Origin of the sequence: Exiguobacterium sp. s181, from assembly GCF_018617125.1 — a bacterium.
Classification (GTDB): Bacteria; Bacillota; Bacilli; order Exiguobacteriales; family Exiguobacteriaceae; genus Exiguobacterium; species Exiguobacterium profundum.
The window spans coordinates 18,455-43,829 of the sequence record NZ_JACSJM010000008.1; the positions used below are offsets into that span (position 1 = coordinate 18,455).

26 protein-coding genes and 1 rRNA gene are annotated in these 25,375 nt (G+C 48.4%); 1 reads left to right on the forward strand and 26 read right to left on the reverse strand.

All coding sequences use genetic code 11. The features are described from left to right. Positions 1 to 5: 5 nt before the first annotated feature. From KNO70_RS15435 to metG, 16 genes are all read right to left on the reverse strand, one after another. Positions 6 to 278, reverse strand: a complete 273-nt coding sequence (locus KNO70_RS15435; RefSeq protein WP_012727726.1) for an RNA-binding S4 domain-containing protein — start codon at positions 276 to 278, stop codon at positions 6 to 8. Then, a complete protein-coding gene (gene yabN, locus KNO70_RS15440; RefSeq protein ID WP_078145929.1) occupies positions 275 to 1,690 on the reverse strand; it encodes a bifunctional methyltransferase/pyrophosphohydrolase YabN in 1,416 nt (471 codons plus the stop codon). The genes KNO70_RS15435 and yabN overlap by 4 nt, the downstream gene beginning before the upstream one ends. Before the next feature lies 1 nt (position 1,691). Then, entirely contained in the window at positions 1,692 to 3,239 is a 1,548-nt protein-coding gene (locus KNO70_RS15445; RefSeq protein WP_078145930.1) for a polysaccharide biosynthesis protein, read from the reverse strand. After that, positions 3,223 to 6,750 (reverse strand): transcription-repair coupling factor, encoded by a 3,528-nt coding sequence (gene mfd / locus KNO70_RS15450; protein WP_214812818.1) that lies wholly within the window; start codon positions 6,748 to 6,750, stop codon positions 3,223 to 3,225. The genes KNO70_RS15445 and mfd overlap by 17 nt, the downstream gene beginning before the upstream one ends. 45 nt (positions 6,751 to 6,795) lie before the next feature. Next, positions 6,796 to 7,353 (reverse strand): aminoacyl-tRNA hydrolase, encoded by a 558-nt coding sequence (gene pth / locus KNO70_RS15455; RefSeq protein WP_012727730.1) that lies wholly within the window; start codon positions 7,351 to 7,353, stop codon positions 6,796 to 6,798. Between the two features lie 56 nt (positions 7,354 to 7,409). Continuing rightward, on the reverse strand, positions 7,410 to 8,366 hold the full coding sequence (locus tag KNO70_RS15460) for a ribose-phosphate diphosphokinase (protein ID WP_012727731.1): 957 nt from the start codon (positions 8,364 to 8,366) through the stop codon (positions 7,410 to 7,412). 45 nt (positions 8,367 to 8,411) lie between these two features. Further along, on the reverse strand, positions 8,412 to 9,767 hold the full coding sequence (glmU, locus tag KNO70_RS15465; RefSeq protein ID WP_012727732.1) for a bifunctional UDP-N-acetylglucosamine diphosphorylase/glucosamine-1-phosphate N-acetyltransferase GlmU: 1,356 nt from the start codon (positions 9,765 to 9,767) through the stop codon (positions 8,412 to 8,414). 184 nt (positions 9,768 to 9,951) lie between these two features. Further along, a complete protein-coding gene (gene spoVG / locus KNO70_RS15470; protein WP_214689614.1) occupies positions 9,952 to 10,251 on the reverse strand; it encodes a septation regulator SpoVG in 300 nt (99 codons plus the stop codon). A gap of 140 nt (positions 10,252 to 10,391) precedes the next feature. Continuing rightward, positions 10,392 to 11,216 carry a pur operon repressor gene (gene purR, locus KNO70_RS15475; RefSeq protein ID WP_012727734.1) on the reverse strand — a complete coding sequence of 275 codons (825 nt, stop codon included), beginning with the start codon at positions 11,214 to 11,216 and terminating at the stop codon, positions 10,392 to 10,394. 73 nt (positions 11,217 to 11,289) lie between these two features. After that, positions 11,290 to 12,153: a 4-(cytidine 5'-diphospho)-2-C-methyl-D-erythritol kinase gene (gene ispE, locus KNO70_RS15480; RefSeq protein ID WP_168169881.1), complete on the reverse strand. Its 864-nt coding sequence runs from the start codon at positions 12,151 to 12,153 to the stop codon at positions 11,290 to 11,292. 100 nt (positions 12,154 to 12,253) lie between these two features. Next, the gene (locus KNO70_RS15485) at positions 12,254 to 12,490 is read right to left on the reverse strand and encodes a Veg family protein (protein ID WP_012727736.1); all 237 of its coding nucleotides are present in this window, start codon (positions 12,488 to 12,490) and stop codon (positions 12,254 to 12,256) included. An 82-nt stretch (positions 12,491 to 12,572) separates the two neighbouring features. Next, positions 12,573 to 13,451 (reverse strand): 16S rRNA (adenine(1518)-N(6)/adenine(1519)-N(6))-dimethyltransferase RsmA, encoded by an 879-nt coding sequence (rsmA, locus tag KNO70_RS15490; protein WP_012727737.1) that lies wholly within the window; start codon positions 13,449 to 13,451, stop codon positions 12,573 to 12,575. Further along, on the reverse strand, positions 13,448 to 14,008 hold the full coding sequence (rnmV, locus tag KNO70_RS15495) for a ribonuclease M5 (protein ID WP_074035294.1): 561 nt from the start codon (positions 14,006 to 14,008) through the stop codon (positions 13,448 to 13,450). The genes rsmA and rnmV overlap by 4 nt, the downstream gene beginning before the upstream one ends. Next, positions 14,001 to 15,293 (reverse strand): 3D domain-containing protein, encoded by a 1,293-nt coding sequence (locus tag KNO70_RS15500; protein ID WP_214689616.1) that lies wholly within the window; start codon positions 15,291 to 15,293, stop codon positions 14,001 to 14,003. The genes rnmV and KNO70_RS15500 overlap by 8 nt, the downstream gene beginning before the upstream one ends. Beyond that, positions 15,290 to 16,057, reverse strand: a complete 768-nt coding sequence (locus KNO70_RS15505; RefSeq protein ID WP_214689618.1) for a TatD family hydrolase — start codon at positions 16,055 to 16,057, stop codon at positions 15,290 to 15,292. The genes KNO70_RS15500 and KNO70_RS15505 overlap by 4 nt, the downstream gene beginning before the upstream one ends. A gap of 51 nt (positions 16,058 to 16,108) precedes the next feature. Continuing rightward, positions 16,109 to 18,070, reverse strand: a complete 1,962-nt coding sequence (gene metG / locus KNO70_RS15510; protein ID WP_214689620.1) for a methionine--tRNA ligase — start codon at positions 18,068 to 18,070, stop codon at positions 16,109 to 16,111. A 331-nt stretch (positions 18,071 to 18,401) separates the two neighbouring features. On the opposite strand from metG, the gene KNO70_RS15515 reads away from it, so the two are divergent. After that, positions 18,402 to 18,695 (forward strand): transition state genes transcriptional regulator AbrB, encoded by a 294-nt coding sequence (locus KNO70_RS15515; protein ID WP_012727742.1) that lies wholly within the window; start codon positions 18,402 to 18,404, stop codon positions 18,693 to 18,695. Positions 18,696 to 18,711: 16 nt separating this feature from the next. Here KNO70_RS15515 and rsmI read toward each other — a convergent pair whose 3' ends face one another. The 10 genes from rsmI to rrf form a co-directional block, all read right to left on the reverse strand. Further along, on the reverse strand, positions 18,712 to 19,581 hold the full coding sequence (rsmI, locus tag KNO70_RS15520; protein ID WP_214689627.1) for a 16S rRNA (cytidine(1402)-2'-O)-methyltransferase: 870 nt from the start codon (positions 19,579 to 19,581) through the stop codon (positions 18,712 to 18,714). Further along, positions 19,553 to 19,831, reverse strand: coding sequence for a GIY-YIG nuclease family protein (locus KNO70_RS15525; protein WP_012727744.1), 279 nt, complete (start codon positions 19,829 to 19,831; stop codon positions 19,553 to 19,555). Before KNO70_RS15525 ends, rsmI begins: the two co-directional genes overlap by 29 nt. Continuing rightward, positions 19,824 to 20,561 (reverse strand): tRNA1(Val) (adenine(37)-N6)-methyltransferase, encoded by a 738-nt coding sequence (locus KNO70_RS15530; RefSeq protein ID WP_214686170.1) that lies wholly within the window; start codon positions 20,559 to 20,561, stop codon positions 19,824 to 19,826. Before KNO70_RS15530 ends, KNO70_RS15525 begins: the two co-directional genes overlap by 8 nt. A 60-nt stretch (positions 20,562 to 20,621) precedes the next feature. After that, positions 20,622 to 20,957 (reverse strand): DNA replication initiation control protein YabA, encoded by a 336-nt coding sequence (gene yabA, locus KNO70_RS15535; protein ID WP_012727746.1) that lies wholly within the window; start codon positions 20,955 to 20,957, stop codon positions 20,622 to 20,624. A gap of 23 nt (positions 20,958 to 20,980) precedes the next feature. Beyond that, on the reverse strand, positions 20,981 to 21,811 hold the full coding sequence (locus KNO70_RS15540; protein ID WP_074035285.1) for a PSP1 domain-containing protein: 831 nt from the start codon (positions 21,809 to 21,811) through the stop codon (positions 20,981 to 20,983). A gap of 6 nt (positions 21,812 to 21,817) precedes the next feature. Beyond that, entirely contained in the window at positions 21,818 to 22,810 is a 993-nt protein-coding gene (locus KNO70_RS15545; RefSeq protein ID WP_078145937.1) for a DNA polymerase III subunit delta', read from the reverse strand. A gap of 14 nt (positions 22,811 to 22,824) precedes the next feature. Beyond that, positions 22,825 to 23,154: a cyclic-di-AMP receptor gene (locus KNO70_RS15550; RefSeq protein ID WP_031421800.1), complete on the reverse strand. Its 330-nt coding sequence runs from the start codon at positions 23,152 to 23,154 to the stop codon at positions 22,825 to 22,827. Next, positions 23,154 to 23,792, reverse strand: coding sequence for a dTMP kinase (gene tmk / locus KNO70_RS15555; protein WP_214812819.1), 639 nt, complete (start codon positions 23,790 to 23,792; stop codon positions 23,154 to 23,156). The genes KNO70_RS15550 and tmk overlap by 1 nt, the downstream gene beginning before the upstream one ends. Positions 23,793 to 23,795: 3 nt before the next feature. Then, positions 23,796 to 25,214 carry an aminotransferase class I/II-fold pyridoxal phosphate-dependent enzyme gene (locus KNO70_RS15560; RefSeq protein ID WP_214812820.1) on the reverse strand — a complete coding sequence of 473 codons (1,419 nt, stop codon included), beginning with the start codon at positions 25,212 to 25,214 and terminating at the stop codon, positions 23,796 to 23,798. 72 nt (positions 25,215 to 25,286) lie between these two features. Further along, positions 25,287 to 25,375: ribosomal RNA gene (gene rrf, locus KNO70_RS15565) — 5S ribosomal RNA — on the reverse strand; the annotation flags it as partial.

Consider the following 25,375-nt stretch of genomic DNA (forward strand, 5'->3'; position numbering starts at 1 on the left):
TTTTTTTATGAGTTGATACTACCGTCCATCTTCTCTTCTTTAAGTAAACGATACATTTCTTTCGCATCTTCTTTACGTGCATGTTCTGCGATTGAATCGATGACGACCGTGACGAGTTTATTTCCGAAGCGAATTTGTAACTCATCTCCGACTTTGACTTCTGTGCTCGCCTTCGCGACTTGCCCATTCAGTTGAATTCGTCCTTGGTCCGCCACTTCTTTTGCCAAAGTGCGACGCTTGATTAGACGTGACACTTTTAAAAACTTATCTAGTCTCATAAACCTTTCTCCTTTGCCTCGTTCCAAAGCGCATCCATCTGTTCGAGTGTCATCTGGTGAAGGTCACCGTTCGCTTCCACATACTCGAATCGACGTTTGAACTTTCGGTTCGTCTGTTCTAATGCTTGCTCGGCATTCAGCCCAACGTATCGCGCAATGTTCACGATGGAGAACAATACGTCTCCAAGTTCCGATTCATCACTTAGGTCTTCATGCCATTCTTTTAACTCTTCTTCCAGTTTTTCGAAGGCACCGGATACGTCATCCCACTCAAATCCGACGTGAGCCGCTTTCTTTTGAAGTTGCTCCGCTCGCATCAATGAAGGTTGGTCGACGAGAACACCATCGAGTTGCGATTGTTTCTTTTCCCCTTTTTCCGTCTGTTTAATCGCATTCCAGTTTTTCACCACGTCAGAGGCATCTTCGACGGTGACATCGCCAAAGACGTGTGGATGGCGGCGCACCATCTTCTCACTGATGGAACCGATTACGTCACGAATATCGAAATAGCCCTCATCTTCTCCGATTTGAGCATGCAACATCACTTGGAGCAAGACGTCACCGAGTTCTTCGATGATGGCATCATCGTCTTCTGCATTGATCGCTTCAATCAACTCATACGCCTCTTCTAATAGATACTTGCGAAGTGACGCATGCGTCTGTTTACGATCCCACGGGCACCCGTCTGGTCCTCGAAGCGTTGCGATGATTTGTTTGAGTGTCGCAAAATCCTTCGCCAAATACGATTCATCCTCGAGCGGCGGAACGTAGAGCGTCGTCAAGTTATTCACTTCCGCCATCCGGTCCATTTCGAATAACGGAATGTGCTCAATCCGTTCTTGCGTCGTACCGGCAGCCGTCACAAGGGTGACGGGATGGTCGTCCGGATACCGTTCCATCAATTGCACTTTGACGTCACCCGCCACGAATCCATCGTACACTTGCCCGATAAGCACATGTTGGGTCACCTGCAAACGTTCAAGGTCGAGTGCGGTCGCATCGAGCAGTTGAAATCCATTGATTGGGTCGATCCGGAGCGCCTGGAACATGGCATCGAGGAAACTTTGACCACCGAGTACATGAAGGTCGGCACCGCGTTCCACCAATAGTTCGACGGTCCGTTCCGCTACGAACGGATGGCCCGGTACGGCGTATGTGATCGCCATTTCTTCACTTTTACTCAATAACGTCTCGACAATCTGGTCGTATACTTCTTCAAACGTATCACTCGATTCATAGACCGAATCAAATGATTCGAACACGAGTCCTTCCGCTTCTAACTCTTGAACGACAGGGTGTTCTTTTGTGCGCAACCAGACGAGCGGTTGCTGCTTTAAATGGCGGTACACACCGAGCGGCAATTGATTCAACTCACCAGACCCGAGTCCGACCACCGTGATTGTATAACCCATATTAGTTCTCCTTTTTCTCGAGCACGTCGAGCAGACGACTTCCGAACGGGATCAGTTCCCATTCCGCAAGTGACAGCATTCGCGTACTCCATAATCTCCATACATAGAGGAAGGCACCGCTACACACCATTCCGATTAACCAACCGAACGCAGTGATTCGCGAGTCGACCCACATCTGACCTAGCCAGTTTAACACGGCAATGAGGATCAACATGGGTACGAGGGCTTTCCATAGCGACTTATAGTGTTTCGATCGAAATGATCCGAGCGGAATCGAGCGGTCAAGCGCCCGGAAATTATAGAACGCCATCGCTAAAAATCCAATGGATGTTCCGATTGCCGCGCCTTCAATTCCGTAACTCGGTACGAGCCATGCGTTTACCGCACTTTTCACTAACATTGCGACAACCATGCTGCGTGCCGCGACCCACTCTCGGTCAATCGCCTGCAAACATGTCATGCTCGCAATCGCCAAGGAGGCAGCGAACGTGCTCGTTGCTAAGAAGACAAGGGCTCGTGTCCCAGATTCATCTTCAAACAGGGCCACATTTAAGAAAAACATGACACCCATCAATCCGATAGTCGCTGCACCAGCAATCGCCGTCGTCACACGAATCATCGACCGGAGTCCCTGCGTCGTCTTTTGGAGATGCCCTGCCCGATAGTGACGGACGAGCGTCGGCACGTTGGCCATCCCGATGGTCGTGGTGAACAAAATGGCGAATTGCACGAGCGGATATCCTCGATCGAATACTCCTTTGCTCACCTTCGCCTCATATGTGCCACCCATCAAATTGACGATGGTGAAGGAGTCGACCAGTTGCATCCATAAAATCCCGAGTGATGCGAATCCGACCGCGAAACCCGTCGTCAACAAGAGTTTCATTCCTCTCCGAAACGTGACGCGGCGCACCCTCACAATCCGCACTCCTCGTGCGCGATAAACTAAAAAGGCAATCGCTACAAGCCCACCGATGAGCGTCGCACCATACGCATATTGACTGAGCGTATATGCATCTTTTCCGAGACGGACCCCAATCCATAATAGGGACAGCATGACCGTCACGCGGACAAAGTTCTCGAGCACTTGCGACCATGCGCTCGGTCGTAAGTCATCTCTCGATTGAAAAGCCCCGCGCAACACGGCTGACGCCGGCATGAGTAAATAACTCAAACTGATCACGCGAAGTGCAGGAGCTAGCTGCTCATCTCCAAGCCATTTCGCTAGGGTCGGGGCAAACAGCCATACCGTGACGACAAGCATGGACGAGAGTAGAAGTAAGGCGTAAAAGCTTCCCCATAAGACTTCTAACTTACGATTCGTCCCTTTCGCACCGACGCCGATTTTCGCAATGACGACCGGCATCGCATAAATGCCGAGTGACGCCACGATGGCCGCGAACGGATAGACGGTTTGATAGGCATAAAGTCCGAAGTCCCCCGCCAAGTTTTGATAGGGGACACGATAGGCGAAGCTGATCAGTTTCGATACGTAGCCGGCAAGGGCGAACAGAACGACGCCTTGCGCAAACTTACTTGGCGACCGCATCGCCCACCAACCGCTTCATCAGTTCTTCTAATACAGTATCGGCATCATTCAAGAGCTCTGTTAGCGGCATCCGACCGCTGAGTGACAGTTTCAAGGCGCCGTCTTCTTGCCCTACGCCAAGCTTGCGACCAAGAGGCATCGACCACTCCATGAAGGACGGGACATCCAGAGCCGTCGTCGATTCTTTCGATAAGACAATCTCGATGCGTCCTGGCGTCTGCTTGATTCGACTCACTTTTGCCAGTTCTCCATAAATACGTAGACGTGTCAATTGAATGAGCAGCGCGACCGGTTCTGGGAATTCACCAAACCGTTCAATCAGTTCATCTTGAAGGGCGAACAACGCGCTCGGCGTATCTACATATTTGAAGCGTTTGTACATCTCAATCTTCAATTCGCTATCTGACAAGTAATCATCAGGAATATACGCATCGGCCTGGAACGTGATCTCCGGTTTGAAGACGACTTGTTTCGCTTGTCCACGCATGCGGTCTTTCCGTTCCTCAATGGCTTCAGAGAGCATTTGTGAGTACAGATCGAAACCGACCGAATCGATGAATCCAGACTGTTGTGCACCGAGTAAGTTCCCGGCCCCACGAATCGACAAGTCGCGCATCGCAATCTTAAAACCACTGCCGAGCTCTGTGAACTCTTTGATGGCCTGAAGACGACTTTCTGCCACTTCCGTCAAGCGCTTGTCTTTCCGATACGTAAAGTACGCATAGGCGATGCGATTCGAACGTCCGACACGACCTCGGAGTTGGTAGAGCTGGGACAGTCCCATTTTGTCGGCATCGTGGACGATGAGGGTGTTGACGTTTGGAATGTCGATTCCCGTCTCGATGATTGTCGTTGAGACTAAAATATCCGCCTCGCCCTCTAGGAAGCTGATCAATTGGCTCTCGAGCTCACTTTCAGTCATACGTCCATGGGCCGTAGCAATTCGTGCATCGGGCAATAAGGCCCGAATCTCTTCCGCTTTTCGTTCGATCCCTTCGACGCGGTTATAGAGGAAGAACGCCTGTCCTCCGCGAGCGAGTTCACGTTCGAGCGCTTCACGCAAGACGATGCCGTCGTATTCCATGACGTATGTTTGGACAGGATAACGATTCTCTGGCGGTGTCTCTAATACGGACAAATCACGGATTCCGATCATCGACATATGCAATGTCCGTGGAATCGGAGTCGCCGTCAGCGTCAGGACATCGATGTTCGTCTTCAGCTGCTTCAGACGCTCTTTATGTTTGACGCCGAACCGTTGTTCTTCATCGATGATGACGAGACCGAGGTTGGCGAACGTCACGTCTTTTGACAACACGCGGTGTGTCCCGACGACGATGTCGATGGTACCTTCTTTCAACCCTTTCTTCGTCGCGGTCATCTCGCTCTTCGAACGGAAACGACTCATGACCGATACGTTGATCGGGAATTCGCTGAACCGCTCGAGCATCGTTTCATAATGCTGTTGGGCGAGGACGGTCGTCGGGACAAGAAAGGCCACTTGTTTACCGGCGAGTACGGCTTTGAACGCCGCCCGAATTGCCACTTCCGTTTTCCCGTATCCGACATCTCCACACAAAAGGCGATCCATCGGACGGGAGCGTTCCATATCCGCCTTGATTTCTGCAATCGAACGGACCTGGTCTTCTGTCTCGGCGTACGGGAAAGAGGATTCGAACTGACCCATTTCTTCATCGTCCGGAGGGAACGCGAAACCGACCGAGGCCTCTCGTGCCGCGTACAATTTAATGAGCTCATCAGCAATGTCTTCAACCGATTTGGCAACTTTCGATTTTACTTTCTTCCACTCGGTGCCGCCGAGTTTATAAATCTTTGGCTCTTTTCCTTCGGCACCGACATATTTTTGGACGAGATCGATTTGATCGACCGGCACGTAGAGGGCGTCGTCCCCTGCATAGACGAGGTGCAGGTAATCCTGATGGATCCCACCGACCTCGATTGTTTTAATGCCAAGGTACTTCCCGATTCCGTGGTGCACATGGACGACATAATCATTCGGCTTCAGCTCTTGGTAACTCTTGATTCGTTCGGCATTCGTCAAATTCTTCGTCTGACGTTTTCGTTTCGTCACACGCTTGAATAACTCTTCTTCCGATACGACAACGAGACGGCTCGTCGACAGTTCGAATCCACCTTCGATTTGACCGATGATGACCGAGACACGTCTCGGTTCTAACTCTCCATCGACATTGGTGAAAGTCGAGGCGATTCCATAGTCGGAAAGAAGCGCTTCGATTTTATCTGCACGCGACTTATCTCCCGCAAGTACGACGATGCGTTGATCACCTTGCTGCCATCGCTCGACTTCCTGTTTCAATAGATGCATCTGACCATGGAACGCCGGTAGCGGACGACAGCTCAAATGGACCGTATCGCTCTCCGGAATACCTGAACGACGAGACGGAAGCAAGGAGAACGCCACTTGCTTCAAGTCGCGGAAGACTTTATGCATCGGGACGGCGAGCGTGTAATTACTGACGGCTTCTCCTTTTTCGATGAGTGAAGAGAACCATTCCGCCTCTTCGCGGTCCTGTACGTCGGCAGCGTCATCGATTCGTGCCACCTCATCTAAAATGAGGACGGCGTCTTTCCCAACGCAGTCAAGGAGCGTGGACGTATAGAGCAATGGCGAATACTTCCCAACTTTCTCCGGGAGGTCTCCACGCTCAAGCCGCTCGATGTCTGTCACGACTCCCTCTTCAAGGGCTTGACGGATGACTTCATTTCCAATCAATTCGACGGTTCGGTCGTACTGTTTCCGAAGCGCACCGCCCGCCTGCTTCAGCTGATTCTCCGTTGCGATGAACTCGGTCGCAGGCGTAATGCACACTTCCCCCACTACACCAAGCGAGCGTTGCGTTTCCGCGTCAAACGTGAAAATGGAGTCAATCTCGGTGTCGAACAAATCGATTCGATATGGGCGCGCTTCCGTAAGAGGATAAACGTCTAGAATACTCCCTCGTACGGAAAATTCACCAGGTGTGGTCACCGTTGCCGTTCGTTCGTAGCCCATGCCCGTCAATTGTTTCGCAAAATCCGCTAAATCGAGGTCACTTCCCGGCTTCAACATAACGCGACTATCTTGCCACGCTTCCGGACTCGGTACATAGCGTCGTAATCCACCAAGCGGCACGACAACAACGCCTCCTGTTTGGTCGAGGAGACGAGTACGGGCATCGATTCGGGCAGCTAGCAGTTCCGGACTAGACGTCAGTGACAGTTCACCTGCTAGCGTCTCATCGATTGGATATAAGAGCGTTTTGTCCGGACCGATGAGTGATTCAAGTTGATCGAACATCTTTTGGGCTTGATACATGTTATGCGTCACGACGACGAGACGTCTCGATGACGATTTCACGAGTCCCGCCAAGACGAGGGCTTTCGCGCTTGTCGTCAATCCCGTCACCAATTGACGGTCCACTTTTTGGAGTCGCTCTCGAATCACATTCGTTTCAGGGAGCGCCACCATAAATCTCTCTAAAGCATTCATTTGTTTTCCTCCAACTCATACGACAAAAAAGGGTGCAATGACCCTTTAGTTGTATCGATTCATCAGCGCCAGCCAATCTGTGTCCACAAAATCAGTGGCTGCAGTTACGGCGTTATCGAGTGTTTCATTTAATTCCGGCAACTCGTCTTTGCGATAGTTCATCAACACCCAGTCGACGACTTTAATCGGGTGCGGGGGACGACCGATTCCGAGCTTTAATCGTTTGAATTCAGCCGTTCCTAAGTGTTGAATGAGAGATTTGATCCCATTATGACCACCCGCGCTCCCTTTCGGACGGAAACGAAGCTTGCCGGGCACCATATCCAAATCGTCATAAATGACTAATAAATCATCAATCTCAATCTTATAATAATCTAAAATGGGACGAACGGCTTCACCCGACAAGTTCATATACGTGAGTGGTTTGACGAGTACTACGCGTTCACCATTGATTCTTCCCGTTCCCATAAGGGCATTAAACTTCGCTTCATTCAGCGAGATGCCATGCTTTTCGGCGAGACGGTCAATCGCTAAAAACCCGACATTGTGTCGCGTCATCTCAAACTTTTTCCCGGGATTCCCAAGACCGACGATGCATTTCATATCATTTCCTCCTGAACAAAAAAGCCCAAAGGCGAATGCCTCCGGGCCTCGTTTTTTTAATCGAATAGGGTACTGACCGATTTATGCTCGTGTACGCGCATAATCGCTTCCCCAAGCAAATGGGCGACCGACATTTGCTTGATCTTGCTCGAGCAAGGGCGACCCGTCAAATCGATGGTATTTAAGACGACCAACTCTTTGATTGATGAATTGTCGATCCGCTCCATCGCTGGTCCAGAAAGAACTGGGTGTGTACAAGACGCATACACTTCTTTCGCACCCGCTTCGACGATAGCATCTGCCGCAAGTGTGATCGTTCCAGCTGTATCGATAATGTCGTCAATCAAAATCGCCGTTTTCCCTTCGACACTGCCGACGATATTCATGACTTCAGCGACGTTCGCTTTCGGACGACGCTTGTCAATGATAGCAATCGGCGCTTTCAAACGTTCTGCCAATTTACGTGCACGTGTCACGCCACCGTGGTCTGGAGAAACGACCACGATATCTTTCGCTTGAAACTCTTCTGTTTCAAAGTAAGTCGAGATGAGCGGTACACCAAGTAATTGGTCAACCGGAATATTGAAGAATCCTTGAATTTGCGCTGCATGCAAATCCATCGTGATGACGCGTGTCGCACCCGCTACTGTAAGAAGGTCAGCGACAAGTTTTGCCGTGATCGGTTCACGCGAGCGTGCTTTACGGTCTTGACGTGCGTATCCATAATACGGCATCACGATGTTGATCGTACGGACAGAAGCACGTTTGAGTGCATCGATCATGACAAGCAATTCCATGAGCGTTTCGTTTACAGGCGAGCTTGTTGATTGGATGACATACACATCATCTCCACGAACACTTTCCTCGATGTTGATATAGAGTTCACCGTCGCTGAAACGTTTGACTTGGCAATCGCTGAGCGGGACACCAATTTCTTTCGCGATTTCTTCAGCAAGCGGGCGGTTCGAGTTTAAGCTAAATAGACGAATTTCTCGTTCGTATACAGTAGACATGTTTAGGATTCTCCTCCGTTGTTTTCCATAATGATTGGCAGCAAGTTATCGTTTTGTGTAGCCTTCTTTATTCGTTTGGCGTTCGCGTGCAATCGCTAGCGCCTCTTCTGGTACATCACTCGTAATCGTCGATCCAGCAGCGACAATCGCGCCTTTCCCGACTTTTACAGGGGCAATCAAGTTGACGTTACAGCCAACGAATGCATCGTCTTCCACGACTGTCTCGAACTTGTTCTTACCGTCATAGTTCACTGTGATCGAGCCACAGCCTAAGTTGACGCGCTCACCGATTGACGCATCCCCGATATAGCTCAAGTGTGACGCTTTCGCACCGTCACCGAACGTCGATTTTTTAATCTCTACAAAGTTGCCGACGCGCGTGTTCGCACCGAGGACAGCTTGTTGACGTAAGTGAGCGAACGGTCCGACTTGAGCCGCCTCACCGATTCGGCTATCAGTCACGACAGACTGGCGTACGACGGCATGGTCTTCAATCACACTGTTGCGGATGTCCGAGTTTGGTCCGATGACACATTCTGAGCCAATCGTCGTCTTGCCAAGAATGACCGTTCCCGGATAAATGACCGTATCCGATCCGATGACCACGTCTGGTGAAATGTACGTCGATGCCGGGTCCATGAAGGTAACCCCTTCACGCATGAGACGCTCATTTGTCCGCTTGCGCATGATGGCTTCTGCTTGCGACAAGGCGACGCGGTCATTGACCCCGATCGTCTCATCAAACGTCGGTGCTGTATGCGCCGCAACCACTTCGCCCGCTTCTTTTGCGATTGAAATGACGTCAGGTAAGTAATATTCGCCCTGTGCATTGTTGTTCCCGACTTGTTTGAGTGCATCGAACAACAATTCGTTATCGAATACGTACGTCCCTGTGTTGATTTCATTGATGGCGAGCTCTGCCTCTGAAGCATCTTTATGTTCCACGACTTTCGTCACATTCCCATCTTCACCACGAACGACTCGACCATATCCGGTCGCATCGTCAGCAATCGCAGTCAACACCGTGACTTTTGCTTGTTGCGCTTCGTGATGCGCGAGAAGGGCTTCTAACGTTTCTGCCGTGAGTAACGGTGTATCTCCACAGACGACAAGCGTCGCCCCTGATTTACCCGCAAGCTCTGCTTCAGCCATCTGAACAGCGTGCCCTGTTCCAAGCTGTTCTTCCTGGACCGCATACTCTACCCGTGTGCCGAGCGTGTCTTGTACCGCTTCCGCCCCATGGCCAACGATTACGATTTGACGACTGACACCGATTTGGTCTAACTGATCGACAACATGCTCGACCATTGGTTTCCCTAGAACTGGATGAAGTACTTTATATAACTTCGACTTCATTCGCGTCCCTTTTCCTGCTGCCAAAATGACTGCAAAACGCTCCATGCTTGATTCGCTCCTATCTCACAACAGCTGTGATTGGTCTGTATAGTTCGGCTTTTCTGCAACTAAATCCTATTTACACCGTTTCTACTATATCGAAACCATGCCTTCGTTTCAATAGTTGTACCGTTCCTTAACCATTGAAACGCAAAAAAACAGCGGCAGGCAACCTAACCGCTGTTTTCTGTCATTCATGTGTACCGTATGACAAATGTTGTGGGTCAAGGATTTCCACATCCATATTGGAATAGGTTTCCAATACAGCGGCTTCGACCTTTTGTCGCATCTCCCCGTTAATCGGATGCGCAATATCCCGAAAAATCCCTTCTGGTGTCCGTTTGCTCGGCATGGCGACAAATAGACCGCTACTTCCTTCGATGATTCGAAGGTCATGTACAACGAATTCATGGTCAAGTGTGATTGAGGCCAACGCTTTCATTCTGCCTTCTGTCGCGACTTTGCGAATTTTTACGTCTGTGATCTGCATGTTTCGCATCCCCTTTTTCATCGTTGTCTACGCCATGGTGTGATCTTCTGTAAGGTTCAGTTGGTTTCAAACGAACGTCATGACTTCATATTGATAACTCTATACCCTCTAATCATAAAACGAAATCAAAATTTTGCCAATCACTTTAAGAATTGTTCCACATTCCCCCGCGAAATGGTGACAAGCCCTTCATCAGGATCGACATTCGTTAACTTCATCAAGCTGACGTATTCACTCACCATCTTCTTCTCGGCTCCTTCGGCCTCCATCAAGACACCGACGCCCGCAAGGTTAGCCTCGAATTCATTCAAGAGACTCATCATCCCACGAATCGTTCCGCCGGCCTTCATAAAGTCGTCAATTAGGAGCACATTCGCACCACGTGGCAGACTGCGACGTGCGAGCGCCATCGTACGGATCGCTTTCGATGAACCCGATACATAATTGATACTGACGGTCGAGCCTTCTGTGACACGGCTATCCGAACGAACGATGACAAACGGAACACCTAACTGCTCAGCGACCGCATAGGCAAGTGGAATCCCTTTCGTCGCAATCGTCATGACCACATCGACTTTACGGTCGGCGAAGACGGACGCAAAGACCTGCCCCATCGGTTTCACCTGACTTGGATTACCTAGTACATCCGTGAGGTAGAGATAGCCTCCTGGTAAGAGACGCTCCGGTTTTGATAGTTGCTCACAGAGCGTGTCAATCATCTCCAGCGACTTTTCCTTACTCCATCCCGGGATGAACATGACACCACCGGCTGCACCAGGGACAGTCACCAGTTTTCCAATCCCATCATGGGACAACATTTCACTGACAATGACAAGGTCTTCACTAATCGACGACTTTGCAGCTTTATAACGACTTGAAAACATCGACAACGAGACAAGCTGATGCGGATGATCAAGTAAATAACGGGTCATATCGACGAGACGACCACTTCTACGAATTTTCATACGGATTCTCCTTCACATCTTCAATAATAAACGAATGTTCTATTGAGAATATATCACTTTCATTCGTTTTTGTTCAATGTCTTTTGCCGAGAATCCGAACGACGAACACTTCTGGGCAAAATCCTTTCAATCCATTATAGATTCGATGCGCTTTTTGCTCGTGTTCAATCAGCGCAAACACGGTCGGTCCGCTTCCACTCATGAGAACACCTTCCGCTCCGCAATGACGCATCGTTTCTTTGATTTGTTTCACTTCCGGGTGCAGCTTGAGTGTCACACTCTCAAGTGAGTTCCCAAGGTGTTCACAGATTCCATGAAAATCTTTTTGACGAATCGCCTCCACCATGGCATCGGTATCAGGATGATATACCTCTTCCATACGCACTGCCCGATACACATCTGCCGTCGATACCCCAATTTTCGGTTTACCGAGAACGACATAGCACGGTGGCGGGGACGGAATCATTTCTAACTGTTCACCACGACCTCTTGCAATGGCTGTGCCACCGATGACACAAAACGACACGTCCGATCCGATCTCGGCACCGAGCTCTGCTAGCTCCTCTAATGACAAGTTCAATGAAAACAGTTCGTTCATCCCACGGAGCGTTGCCGCCGCATCACTCGAGCCACCTGCAAGGCCAGCTGCCACGGGAATCTGTTTATCGAGCACAATCTCGACCCCTTGCTGAATGTTAAAACGTTCGCGCAACAATTCTGCTGCTCGATACGCCAAATTCCGATGATCATTCGGCACATAGGCGTGTTCTGATTGAATCCGAATCTCATCCGACTCTAAAACTGTCAACTCCAAGCGATCTGCCAAGTCGACTGTCGTCATTACCATTTCTACTTCATGATAGCCGTCCGGACGCTTTCCAAGGACATCAAGTGTCAAATTAATTTTTGCCGGCGCTTTCACACTGATCGTGCGCATCACGTTCACCCTTCCCATTTGTCTCCTGTTCGCCATTGTACCGTAAACGGGCGCACAAAAAAAGAAGCAGCTGCCAATGCATCCGCCCCTCATTTATAAATCAATTACCGAATTCAATTTTAACTGTATCCGTTAGGACATCAGCGTAGCTATACGAGACACGTTCCACATTATGCAGGTCTTCATCCAATTTCACAACGAACACCGCAGGATATGTCTCAACGAGCGTTCCAAACCGAGTAACAACTTTCTTACGACCGCCGTTTGCTTTCAACGTCAATCGTTCACCAACATGCGATTCGAGTTTTTGTCTGATTTCTTGTAACGTCTTTGGCATACGCTTCACCTCACTGTTACAAGTATAGCATAATTGAATATGAAAATAAAGATTAATATTATAACGACTCGTTTTCAGGTCGTCAACTATTTTTAAGTGGTAAAATTGTGTCAGACAAACGTGCGAATTCTTCTAGGCTTAACGTCTCTCCACGACGTTTCGGATCGATTCCAGCCTCGTGAAGCGAACGTTCGAGTTCGACCTTATGTTCTTTCCCGATATAGTTTGTCAAATTGTTCAGGATGGTTTTACGGCGCTGAGCGAAGCTTGCTCGGGCCACATCAAAGAAAAATGCTTCGTCTTTCACTTGTACGGCCGGTTCTTTACGCATTCGTAGTGTAATGACGGCCGAATCGACGTTCGGTGCTGGGATGAACACGTTTTTCGGGACGATGAAACTGACTTCCGCCTCCGCATAATACTGAATCGCAATCGATAGCGAGCCGTATGCTTTCGTGCCAGGTTTTGCTCCAATCCGTTCTGCCACTTCTTTTTGAATCATCATGACGAGCGAGCGGAACTTAACACCGCTCTCAAGCAATCGCATAATGATCGGTGTCGTGACATAGTAAGGTAAGTTGGCGACCACCGAAATATCTTCAATACCTTCGTTTAAAAATTCTTGCTCCACGATCTCCCGTAAGTCCAGTTCCAATGCATCCCCATGGATGACTTTCACATGCGGATAAGGCGACATCGTATCATCTAAAATCGGCAAAAGACGTTGGTCGATTTCAAGCGCAACGACCTTTTTGGCACGCTTGGCCGATTGTTCGGTCAATGAGCCGATTCCGGGACCGATTTCAAGGACACCACTCACTTCACTCAGTTCTGCTGCTCCGACAATTTTACTCAAGATGTTCAAATCGATTAAAAAGTTTTGACCGAGCGATTTTTTGAATGAAAACCCATGTCGCTCTAAAATCGCTTTCGTTCGTTGGATTGTTGCAATGTCTTTCAACCCTGTTCCTCCTCTAATTGAGCAAGTGCCTGCTCCCACTCTTCGATCGTGACGCCGAGCGCCTCGACCCGTTTTACAAATTGTTTGGCATTCGGCTCACCGATTCGAAGCAACACCCCGAGTCGCTTCCGACGCGTCGCGGCCGCTGCTCCACCGATTAAATCCGCCTCCAACACCATTTTCCGTGTGACGATTGGTTGGTCCGTTTCGACACGCGGTTCAAACACTGCTCCTAAGACACGGCGAAGTGACTCCGGACTCGCATGTTCCACACCGATTTTCCCACGCTTGTCCTTCGCCTCGGCCCGAGGCAAGTGTGCGTGCTTACATCCTTTGACGCGTTCCTCGACAATCGCCCGAATACGATCTCCTGGATAATCTGGGTCCGTCAAAATGATGACCCCGCGCTTCTCCTGAGCACGACGGATTCGTTCAATCGTCTGATCGGATACGGCAGACCCGTTCGTTTCAATCGTATCGACGTCGAACACTTCTTGAAGTCGCGCCGTGTCGTCACGCCCTTCTACGACGATAATTTCTTGTATTTTCTCACGCATTGTCTGATCCTTCTTTCTCTTCTTCCTGCTTTGGAATCACCCAGATGGTGAGTGGTTTACGACCAAACGTTACGGCCTCTTCCTTTTCATCCATCATGATATCGATTTTTTGCCCTTTGATTGCACTTCCTGTATCCAAAGCAATCGCCATACCGATTCCCTCGACATACACGCGAGTCCCGAGTGGAATGATGGCAGGGTCGACGGCGATGATGCGCATGCCTTCATACAAAATCGTGTCGGTCACATCATATCCGCTTCTTGTCAGCACGCGTCCGTCATACGTCACCGTGTCTTCCGGATTGTTCGTATAAGCGGTCGCTTCCACAAGCAATTGTTTTGCGGATGAAAAATCAAGTACGTCATCTGTTTTCGGCGGTTCGGCAATCTCGACTTCAGCTTCCGGAATGAATGGGCTCGATTCATCCGCGGTCGTCGACTCAGCGTCGGTTACCGGTTCCGTGACTTTCTTCGTTCCCACTTTGATAATCTGCGGCATCGTTTTACGCAATGTCTCGACATCTGTTTTCGTACGATTTGTAATTGTACCATTTTCCACAGTAAGTGCATACCTTGTCCGTTCAAGTCCAGGAACCCCGACCTGCACCATTTGCTTCACACCTTCTTCGAGCGTGTCATCCTCTTCCTCAACCACTTCAAACGGAATCAACTCACTCTCATATTGAACGACATTACGATTCGTATTGACCGTAATCGTCAACCCTTCTCGGATCGGTGTGGAAGGAGCCGGCATGACCGTATCACTTTCCGTCACATCGATGTTCTCTTCCATTAAGAGTTGCTCCACATCCGTAGCCATTGTATAAATGGTCAACGCCTCTTGACCGACAATGAGATTCACGGCCACGACCGGTTGATATCGAATCGTCATCCCATTCGTCACCGGTGTACGGACCGATGGATACACCGTATCTCCGTCCCGTACCGTGACTCCGTATCGTAGTAAGACATCCTTTACGGTCCGCTCGCGCGTCTGCACTGTCTCCGTTTGACCGTAGCCAATCTGGAGCGAAACCTCGTGTGAACGCTCAATCCGAATCAAGCGGTCGTCCGGTACATCCTCACTGAGCGCCGGTGTGACATAATCTGATTCATCTAGTGTGATATTTAACTCTTCAAGCACCTCGAGAACCGAGTCAGCTCGTGTTTCATGCTCGATGACCACACCGTCGTCGACGATTCGAATCGATTCAGGTTGTAACATCACGTACGCCACAGAAGCCGTCGCAATAATACCGATACTCGCTAATACACGCTTGATCATGGGAGTCGGAACAACTTCTTCGCATTGGCTGTCGTGGCTGCAGCGAGCTCATCGTACGGCATATCGCGAAGGGTGGCGATCTCTTCAGCTACGTATTTGATGTATGCTGGTTCGTTACGTTTTCCCCGGAACGGTGTTGGGGTCAAGTACGGGCAATCCGTCTCGACAAGCAGACGATCCAGCGGCACTTCTTGCGCCACCAACTTCGGAACCTTCGCATTTTTGAACGTGACCGGTCCTCCTAACGAAATATAGAAGTTCAAGTCTAAACAACGAGGCAAAAGTTCGACGGACATGCTGTAACTATGGAACACACCACCGACTGCTTCGGCATGCTCTTCTTCTAAAATATGAAGGACATCTGCCGTTGCTTCTCGGTTATGAATGACAATCGGCATATTCGTCCGTTTGGCAATGGCGATTTGTTGACGGAAGAGGCGTTGTTGCATATCTTTCGGTGATTTGTCCCAATGATAATCGAGTCCGATTTCACCGAGTGCCATGACTTTCGGATGACTCATGAGTGTTTCGATTCGTGCTAAATCCGCATCCGTACAGTCAATCGCATCGACAGGATGCCATCCGACAATGGCATAGATATCTTCGTACGTTTCCGCCAGTTCAATGGCTCGATCGATGGTCGGTGTATCAAATCCGACGACGAGTAACGGAGAAACGCCCGCTTCTCTCGCTCGCACAATTGTCTCCTCCACGTCTTCACTGAACTGTTCCGCATTGATGTGCGTATGTGTATCAATCAACATCTTGTTTCCTCCTTAGAAAAAGAGAGGGAGACCGCGGTCTCCCCCATTCCATTATTTGACGATGGCACCGTTCGGCATCTGGTCTGAGACCGTCGCGAGCTCGAGTTTCCCGTCACGATCCGCCGCTAGAATCATCCCTTGCGAGAGTTCTCCACGGAGCTTGACTGGTTTCAAGTTTGCGACAACGATGACTTTCTTGCCAACCAAATCTTCAGGGGCATACCATTCAGCGATACCAGACACGATTTGACGTGTCTCTTTCCCAAGGTCGACTTGAAGTTTCAACAGTTTCTTCGCTTTTTTAATCTTATCGGCTTCGACGATTTGACCGACACGGAATTCGACTTGGTCGAAGACATCAATCGTGATTTCAGGACGAATGTCTTCGTCAGTTTCTTCTACTGATGCCGTCTCCGTCTCTTCAATCCGTGCTTTAGACGCCTGACGCATCATTTCTTGGATTGCATCGACTTCTTCTTTCACGTCACGACGTGGGAAAATCGGTGTCCCGTCCGTCACGACCGCATTGCTAAAGTCTGCGAATGTATCCAACGCCTCCCATGACATGTCCTCTCCCTCGAGTCCGAGCTGACGGAACATCTCTTTTGGAGCGCGCGTCATGAATGGTTGAATCATGATAGCAACATGACGAAGTACGCCCGCAAGGTGTGTCATGACAGAAGCCAACTCTTCGCGCTTCGACTCTTCTTTCACGAGAACCCATGGTTGCGTCTCGTCGATATATTTATTCGCACGGCTGACGAGTTGCCAAATGTTTGTGAGCGCGACCGAAAACTCCATGTGCTCCATGGCTTCTTCTGTTTTGCGTGTCGTCTCTTTCACCACGTTCAACAATTCTGCATCAAATGCCGTGACATTTCCGTTATATGCCGGAATGTTTCCGTCGAAGTACTTTTTAATCATCGCAATGGTGCGATTCAATAAGTTTCCGAGGTCGTTCGCTAAATCAAAATTCAAGCGGTCAACGAACGCTTCCGGTGTGAACGTGCCATCCGCTCCGAATGGAACTTCACGGAGAAGGTAATAGCGGACCGAGTCGAGGCCGTAACGGTCGATCAATGGGATTGGGTCCACGACGTTCCCTTTCGATTTCGACATCTTCCCATCCTTCATGAGCAACCATCCGTGCGCAAATACTTGCTTCGGTAATGGAAGATCAAGCGCCATTAAGAGGGCTGGCCAAATGATCGTATGGAAACGTACGATTTCTTTCCCTACCAAATGAACGTCTGCTGGCCAGTAACGGTTGAAGAGTTCATCGTTGTCTGTACCGTATCCGAGTGATGAGATATAGTTTGTGAGCGCATCGACCCATACGTACACGACGTGCTTCGGGTTCGATGGGACTTGGACGCCCCAATCAAACGTCGTGCGTGATACAGCCAAATCTTGAAGACCCGGCTTTAAGAAGTTATTGATCATCTCGGTTTTACGAGATTCTGGCAAAATAAAATCAGGATGTGACTCAAAATATTCAATCAAGCGGTCCGCGTATTTGCTGAGACGGAAGAAGTAGCACTCCTCACGAACGAGCTCGACCGGATGTCCGCTGTCAGGACTTTTTCCATCGACGAGCTGCGATTCAGTGTAGTACGTCTCATCCGGTACGGAATACCATCCTTCGTACTCACCGAGGTAGATGTCCCCATTTTTAAGTAATGTCTCAAAAACATGCTCGACCACTTTCTTATGGCGGTCCTCTGTCGTACGGATGTAGTCATCGTACGAAATTTCGAGACGGTCCCATAAGACCTTGATCTCTTCCACGACTTCATCCACGAAAGCTTGTGGCGTCACGCCTGCCTCTTTCGCTTTTTCTTGAATCTTTTGACCGTGCTCATCCGTTCCGGTCAAATAACGGACGTCAAACCCTTTTAAGCGTTTGTAGCGCGCAATCGCATCACCTGCTACCGTGGTATATGCGTGACCGATGTGCAGTTTTGCACTCGGATAATAAATTGGGGTTGTAATATAAAAAGTCGGCTTCGCCATGATTTATTCTCCATCCTTTCGACATATGCAATTTCCATTATACACGGTTCGACAAAAGAATTTCCAAACCTAATTGTTTGGAATTTTTTTGCGTTTTCTTCGTCATAAATATTCCAAAAATACCCTTTCTTTGTTTCAAGTTCAAACTTACGGGGAAATTTAGGTATATATCGTTCTTGATTCGACAAATTTCGAAAATTTACTTTTCCAGATAGTAAGCAGTTGACTGCAATTGGAAAGTTTAGTATGCTTTTTGCTGTAGTCACATTGTCGAATTTTGACGATTCATGTCACCACGAGATTTCGACATCATTGGAGGAGGAAACACAAAATGAAATCTACAGGTATTGTACGTAAGGTTGATGAGCTTGGTCGTGTCGTTATTCCAATCGAATTGCGTCGTACACTCGGTATTGCAGAGAAAGATGCTCTCGAAATTTACGTCGACAACGATCAAATCGTTTTGAAAAAATATAAGCCAAACATGACTTGCCAAGTTACAGGCGAAGTATCAGATGATAACTTCAAATTGGCAGACGGCAAACTCATCTTGTCACCAGAAGGTGCACAACGTGTTCTCGTTGAGTTGAAGAACATGCTCGAAAATTACTACAGCGAAGAGTAAGCAAGGATTTCCTTGCTTACTCTTTTTTATGCAATTGATGATACGTATCGTATACATCATTCCGAGACTCGCCGCGGTCTTTCGCAGTCTGTTTGATTGCCGCGTTTGGTTTCAGCCCTTCTTCGATATAGTGAACCACGTGCTCGTATGCAGATAGTGTTTCCCACCATGTTGTCTTAGGTGCCGCCTCTGTCGCTCCACTCACCAAGACGACAAACTCACCACGCACTTCACCCTCACACCATGTCAACGCCTCATCCACAGTTCCTCTCAAAAACTCTTCAAACGTTTTTGTCAGTTCACGACCTAATACGATTTGTCGATTCCCGAACACTTGTCGAATCGCTGTCAACATCTCTTTCAAACGATGAGGAGCCTCATAAAAAATGACGGTGCCAGGTTCGTATTGAATCGATTCGAGAATCTCAACCCGATCCTTCTTCTTACGCGGCAAGAAACCGTAATAGAGAAAACGTTCAGTTGCAAGACCGGATGCGACGAGTGCCGTAAGTGCTGCATTCGCACCGGGTAAGACGACAACCGGGATGTTTGCCTCAATGGCTAATCGCACGAGATCGCTTCCCGGGTCTGAAATTCCAGGCATACCTGCATCTGAGACAACGGCAATCGATTTTCCGGACAACAGATCGTCAATCAGTCTTGGTCCACTCACTTCTTTATTATGTTCATGATAGCTAATCAATTTTGTCGCAATGTCAAAGTGTCGGCAAAGCTTCATCGTTTGTCGTGTGTCTTCCGCTGCGATTAAGTCTACTTCCTGAAGGGTCCGTACCGCGCGATACGTCATATCCTCCAAGTTCCCAATTGGGGTCGGCACGACATACAACGTCGGTTGTTCAGTTTGATAGCTCTTCTGTGAATTCATTGGTCGTCCCCTCCATCAACTTCTCTTTTTGTGCTCGGGTCAATTGCTTGATGGACCATTCGTATCGCATGGCCTCCCGCTTCGTCTCAAACGATTGTACGTACCGAAGTCGTACAGGGAGACGGGCTTTCGTATATTTCGCACCTTTCCCGGCATTATGTGCAAGGAGTCGTTTTTCCACGTCTGTCGTATAGCCCGTGTAGTACGTTCCATCACCGCATTCCAAGATGTACGTATAATGTTTAGGCATCGAGAATAGCTCGCATCGCTTCTGTATACGTATCGTCTTCTTCATAGACAACAAATGGCGGTAAAATTTTAAGACCTGCTTTTCCATCTTTCGATCCCTCGATTAATAAGGTATTCGCCTCGCGTCCCGCTTTCGGGTAAACGAGTTGCATTCGTTTTGGTTCAATTCGATACGCACGCATCAACGTCAGGATATCCAGTAAACGTTCTGGCCGATGCACGAACGCCACTTTCCCTCCCGGTTTGACGAGTTGACTGGCCGTCCTGATGCAATCTTCTAACGTGCACAGCACTTCATGGCGCGCAATCGTATGATGCTCATTTTGATTTCGGAGTGACGTCTCGTTCGCTAAAAAGTAGGGCGGGTTACATGTGACTACGTCATATCGTGCATGCCCGAGCTGCGTCGCTGCCGTTTTCACATCGCCCTCCACCACTCGAATTCGCTCTTCAAGACGATTGACCGCCATGCTTCGATTCGCCATGTCGACCAGTTTCGATTGAATCTCCACACCTGTTATCGTTCCTTTTGTACGATATGACAAAAAGAGCGGGATTGCCCCGGTGCCAGCACACAAATCGACCAGTTGTCCTTTTTGGATAGGCACCCATACAAACTCTGCAAGCAGTACCGCATCTAATGAAAATGAGAACACATCATCACTTTGAATGATTTTACCTGGACGTCCGAGCAAATCATCAAGGCGTTCTCCATCCTTAACCGTTACCATCGTTTCCTCCTTCTATAAAAGAAAGGCGACGGATAGGGAACCCCTATCTATCGCCCCGTATTAATGTTTATTGAGCATCGACAAACAGAAGAGACAGTCCCCATCTTTTCGTACCTGTCCGTAATGGAGGTTACAAATGTGGAATCCTTCTTGATACAGCGCAGCCAAATTGTTCTGCCCTTTCCCAGACAATGCGATTTGTGAATCACCATTTGTCGTATCAACTTCTGCCAATTGTTCGACTTTTTCGCGTAAGTGATGATTCTCTAGATACATATGCTGGTTCTCTTCAAGCAAATAAGCGAGCTGCTCTTTTAACACGCCTAAATGTTCGGTGAGGAGCTGCATCTGTTGCTCGATCGCATCCACCCGCATCATTACTTCTTTTTTGTCCATTCTTTCCACTGCTCAGCACCCCATCACTGTTTTGACGGTTTTCGTTTAATCGCACCCACTTCAACGAGTTCATCAATCGTATATGTGACGACACGCGTCCGATCGTGGAGCTCAACTTGAATGAGTTGGTCCAAAATGTTAAGACCGATTACCCGACCATCACCTTCTGGAATTTTGATTCGCTTGCCGACGTCTGGTAAATCACGTTTCAGTTCTTCATATGTGTCATTCTCATATTTCAAACAGCACATCAGACGACCACATACTCCAGAGATCTTATTCGGATTCAACGAGAGATTCTGGTCTTTGGCCATTTTAATCGAGACCGGTTCGAATTCCCCAAGAAATGACGAGCAGCAAAGAACCCGACCACATGGCCCAATCCCGCTAAGGAGTTTCGCTTCATCACGAACACCGATTTGTCGGAGCTCGATTCGTGTCCGAAACACACTAGCTAAGTCTTTTACCAATTCTCGAAAGTCGACGCGACCCTCGGCAGTAAAATAAAAGATCACTTTATTGCGATCAAATGTATACTCAACATCAACTAGCTTCATTTCTAATTGATGTTCTCGAATTTTTTCTTCACAGACGGCGTGAGCATCAACGGCTGCCAGTCGATTATCGCGTACGATATCCGCATCCTTTTGGTCCGCGACACGAAGGATTGTCTTCAACGGCAGGACGACTTCGTCTTCGCCGAGCTGCTTGTTGACTTGGACGATTTCCCCATACTCAATGCCACGTACCGTTTCAACGATGACATGGTCCCCACGTTTAAGCGTTGCATCGCCTGGTGAAAAGTAATAGATTTTTCCCGCTTCTTTAAAACGGACTCCAACTACTTCAAGCACGCGCTTCTATCCTTTCTGCAAATCGAACGAAAGTCGTTCGAACGTTAATTGAGGATTGACGTTTGCCTCAAGTCGCCAAATGGCCGCATGTACACTTTCAATCGCATGTGTAAGCTTCGTGACAGATCGATTTTGGATAAATGCGTTGTACAAGGCGGCCTCATTCTTAAATAGCTTCGGAGCATACATATCTCGCACTTTTAAATGAAGTGCCTCCTCTAGCCAATGTTCGAATAATTCAAGACCGACTCGCAACTCATTCCGTCCTTTGAAATGCCCTAACCATTTTTCTTGTGCGAACAAGAGCAACTCTTGAGGTCGTTTCGTCAATACTTCAATTAATTGTACCACTAGCCCATACGCCTGTACAAACCACTCCTGCTCAAGCGCTTCTTTCGCGTCATCCCATTTCGGATAAACGGTCAAGGCAAGGTATGCCAAATCATACGTACAGGACAGTTCTTCTGACATCGTTTGCGCCAACTGAGCTCGGTCGATTGGACGAAAAGCAAGTTGTTGCGCGCGCGAACGAATCGTCGGAAGAAGCAACTGTGGTTGTGTCGTCACTAAAATAGCAAGCTTTCCTACTCCCGGTTCTTCAAAGAATTTCAGTAGACTGTTTGCCGCTTGAGTCGTCATCTTGTGCGCTTGATGAATGACGTACACTTGGCGATCACCTTCCGCACCTCGTAGTGATAAATCACTGAGCAATTGCTGAATCTGTTCTTTTTTTATACTCGCACCGTCCGGCTCCACTTCGATGTAGTCGACAATGTTTTTAGAATCCATACGCCGACAGTTTCGACACACTCCACAAGGCTCTGCACCATCTGGTGATTCACAAAATAAGGCTTTGGCGAACAATGTGGCTGTATCAATCAAATAAGGCTCATAATCTCCTGAGAAGATATACGCATGCCCCACTTTATTCGAAACGATTGAATTTTGAATGATGCGAGAAACGACAGTTTGCGACTCGCTCAATTCTTGAAAACGCATATGCCCAACTCCCATTAAAACTGATGGAATCCTTCGATCGGCAAGACGAATACCGTCGCCCCTCCGACTTGTACTTCGACTGGGTAAGGAATATACGAATCCGCATGTCCTCCCATCGGTGAAATCGGCGTGATCATTTGGTCGCGGCTCGAGCAGTTCGATTGAATCACGTCCATCAAATCATCAAGACGCTCTTGTGGAATCCCCATCATAAACGTTGTATTACCTTCTTTTAAAAATCCACCCGTCGTGGCTAACTTTGTTGCGCGAAAATCTTGCTCGACGAGTGCGTCGGACAAACGTGCGCTATCCTTATCATGTACGATTGCAATTACCATTTTCATCATTTTTGTACGCCTCCTTGTTGTAGTCGTTCGATCGTATAGTCAAGTACCTCATCTTGAATGCATTCAATCGATTGATCGGCATCAATCCGAACGATGCGTTCTGGATACTGTTTCAGTAACGTTTGGAATCCTGCATAGACACGCTCATGGAATGCATGATCACGACTCTCGATCCGATCAAGCTGTCCCCGATCTTTCATACGTGCACTCGCCCGTTCCGGATTCAAATCGAATAAAAAGGTTAAATCGGGCGTGAGACCATTCGTCGCCCATTCATTCAATGACCGAATCTGATCAAGGTCATACTGCAATCCATATCCTTGATAAGCAATGGATGCATCGATGAACCGGTCGCAGAGAACAATGGCGCCCCGCTCTAACGCTGGCCGAATCACTTGTTCCACGTTCTGAGCCCGTGATGCGGCATAGAGCATCATCTCCACGCGTGGTGTCATCTCATGATGATCGGGAGACAATAACACTTCGCGAATCTGATTCCCGACCGTTGTTCCTCCAGGTTCTCGGGTCACGACGATGTCATATCCTTTTTGTTTTAAGTTTTCTACTAATAATTGAAGCTGTGTGGACTTTCCTGATCCATCCGGTCCTTCAACCGTAATAAACATTCCGTTCACGTTTTAAAACTCCTCTACAATAACGTCAATTTGCTCTATCATAACATGCTTACTAGCTTGAAGCTTCCTCCCTAAAGAAATCCATTCCCGGAGCACCCGGATTTTTTCTTCTGTAATCCGCTCTCCTTTTAGAATCCATGGAATACCTGGTGGATATGGAATCACCGTCTCTGCTGAAATCAATCCGATTGCTTGGTCGAACAGAACTCGCTGAATTGGAAGAGCTGTTTCAGACGTATAGAGTTCAGACACGCGCTCGGTTTGTGGGAAGGGAAAGATCGTTTCATCGTCTTCAATGATCGGCACATGGGTAGATGCTTTTTTTATTAATTTGATCCAATGTTCGATTTCCTGTTTCTTTATTTCCCTGAATGGCAAGCAGAATAACACATGATCGACTGCCGCCAACTCGATGTCTATGCCGATTGAGGCGAGATGCTGACTAAAGATCAATCCATTCTTCGGATAAGTCAGAATCGTCACTTTCGTAAAGTCATCTCCGACTTTTACAACAAAACCAGCTCGTTTTAATTCAAGAACAAATTGTGCATGGCTTTTTTGGATTGCGGACCATTCCTCATCCGTTAAACGTTCTAGATAAGAACGAGCATAATCCAATGAAGCCATGACGAGATAAGACGGACTCGAAGTCTGAAAAGAAGATAATGCATGCTTCAAGCGCGCTTCATCGATATGATCTTTATAGTGAACCCAAGCCCCCATAGTGAGGGCAGGCAACGTTTTATGAGCGGACTGCACGACTGCGCTCGCTCCTTCGAAGATTGCAGAGCGACGTGGCAACTGTGGATGAATCAAATGAGCGCCGTGTGCCTCATCGACGAGCAATGGAATGTCGAATGATGTCAAATAGTCCGAAATCGTTCGAATGTCTGCCATATCCCCGTAATAGGTCGGAGACGTCAACATGACGGCTTTCCCTCCAGGATATTCTTGAATGGCCTGTTCGATCGTATCTAATGTCACGACAGTCGGGATGCCTGTGCCACGTTCAATGGTAGGTGTTAGTAAGACTGGCTTTAATCCTAACCATTCGATTGCGTTCCAAACCGATTTATGTGAGTTCCGTTGAACATATACCCGTTCACCACGTTTCACTGTTGCCGCGAGCATACTCCAATTTCCCGCAGTCGATCCGTTGACAAGCCATTTACTTTTACTCTCATACAACTTACCCAATGCACATTCTGCTTGCTCGATGATTCCCGAGGTATCGTGCAAATCATCTAAATGCGCTAGCTCGGTCAAGTCGTAAGGCATGACTTTTGCGAATGCATCAGGTAAGCGATCATCAACCACTGTACCATTATGATGACCTGGTACGTGGAAAGAGACGCGGTGTTCACGAACATGCTGTTCCAGAACCTCTAAAAATGTAAACGGATTTTCCCGAGCAGGAGCCATCTGTTATTCCTCCTAAACTATAAAAATATGAAAAAAGACGATCAAGCATATGCTTGATCGTCTTCTGCGTTGGCCTGGCAACGTCCTATCCTCACAGGGGGAGATCCCCCAACTACTTTCGGCGCTGAGACGCTTAACTTCCGTGTTCGGCATGGGAACGG

Coding starts and splice junctions, on each gene's coding strand:
- KNO70_RS15545 (WP_078145937.1), bottom strand. CDS start 22,810: ATGCGTTTTCAAGAATTGAGCGAGTCGCAAACTGTCGTTTCTCGCATC.
- spoVG (WP_214689614.1), bottom strand. CDS start 10,251: ATGCAGATCACAGACGTAAAAATTCGCAAAGTCGCGACAGAAGGCAGA.
- KNO70_RS15525 (WP_012727744.1), bottom strand. CDS start 19,831: ATGCCTAAACATTATACGTACATCTTGGAATGCGGTGATGGAACGTAC.
- yabA (WP_012727746.1), bottom strand. CDS start 20,957: ATGGACAAAAAAGAAGTAATGATGCGGGTGGATGCGATCGAGCAACAG.
- mfd (WP_214812818.1), bottom strand. CDS start 6,750: ATGAATGCTTTAGAGAGATTTATGGTGGCGCTCCCTGAAACGAATGTG.
- KNO70_RS15445 (WP_078145930.1), bottom strand. CDS start 3,239: ATGCGGTCGCCAAGTAAGTTTGCGCAAGGCGTCGTTCTGTTCGCCCTT.
- rsmI (WP_214689627.1), bottom strand. CDS start 19,581: ATGAATTCACAGAAGAGCTATCAAACTGAACAACCGACGTTGTATGTC.
- rnmV (WP_074035294.1), bottom strand. CDS start 14,008: ATGCGTGAGAAAATACAAGAAATTATCGTCGTAGAAGGGCGTGACGAC.
- KNO70_RS15435 (WP_012727726.1), bottom strand. CDS start 278: ATGAGACTAGATAAGTTTTTAAAAGTGTCACGTCTAATCAAGCGTCGC.
- metG (WP_214689620.1), bottom strand. CDS start 18,070: ATGGCGAAGCCGACTTTTTATATTACAACCCCAATTTATTATCCGAGT.
- KNO70_RS15560 (WP_214812820.1), bottom strand. CDS start 25,214: ATGGCTCCTGCTCGGGAAAATCCGTTTACATTTTTAGAGGTTCTGGAA.
- ispE (WP_168169881.1), bottom strand. CDS start 12,153: ATGCGCACGATCAGTGTGAAAGCGCCGGCAAAAATTAATTTGACACTT.
- KNO70_RS15530 (WP_214686170.1), bottom strand. CDS start 20,561: ATGGTAACGGTTAAGGATGGAGAACGCCTTGATGATTTGCTCGGACGT.
- pth (WP_012727730.1), bottom strand. CDS start 7,353: ATGAAATGCATCGTCGGTCTTGGGAATCCCGGGAAAAAGTTTGAGATG.
- KNO70_RS15485 (WP_012727736.1), bottom strand. CDS start 12,490: ATGCCAAAGACGTTACAAGAAATCAGACAAAAACTCGAATCGCATGTT.
- KNO70_RS15505 (WP_214689618.1), bottom strand. CDS start 16,057: ATGTTGATTGATACACATACGCACATCAATGCGGAACAGTTCAGTGAA.
- KNO70_RS15515 (WP_012727742.1), top strand. CDS start 18,402: ATGAAATCTACAGGTATTGTACGTAAGGTTGATGAGCTTGGTCGTGTC.
- yabN (WP_078145929.1), bottom strand. CDS start 1,690: ATGGGTTATACAATCACGGTGGTCGGACTCGGGTCTGGTGAGTTGAAT.
- purR (WP_012727734.1), bottom strand. CDS start 11,216: ATGAAAATTCGTAGAAGTGGTCGTCTCGTCGATATGACCCGTTATTTA.
- glmU (WP_012727732.1), bottom strand. CDS start 9,767: ATGGAGCGTTTTGCAGTCATTTTGGCAGCAGGAAAAGGGACGCGAATG.
- KNO70_RS15500 (WP_214689616.1), bottom strand. CDS start 15,293: ATGATCAAGCGTGTATTAGCGAGTATCGGTATTATTGCGACGGCTTCT.
- KNO70_RS15460 (WP_012727731.1), bottom strand. CDS start 8,366: ATGTCTACTGTATACGAACGAGAAATTCGTCTATTTAGCTTAAACTCG.
- KNO70_RS15550 (WP_031421800.1), bottom strand. CDS start 23,154: ATGAAAATGGTAATTGCAATCGTACATGATAAGGATAGCGCACGTTTG.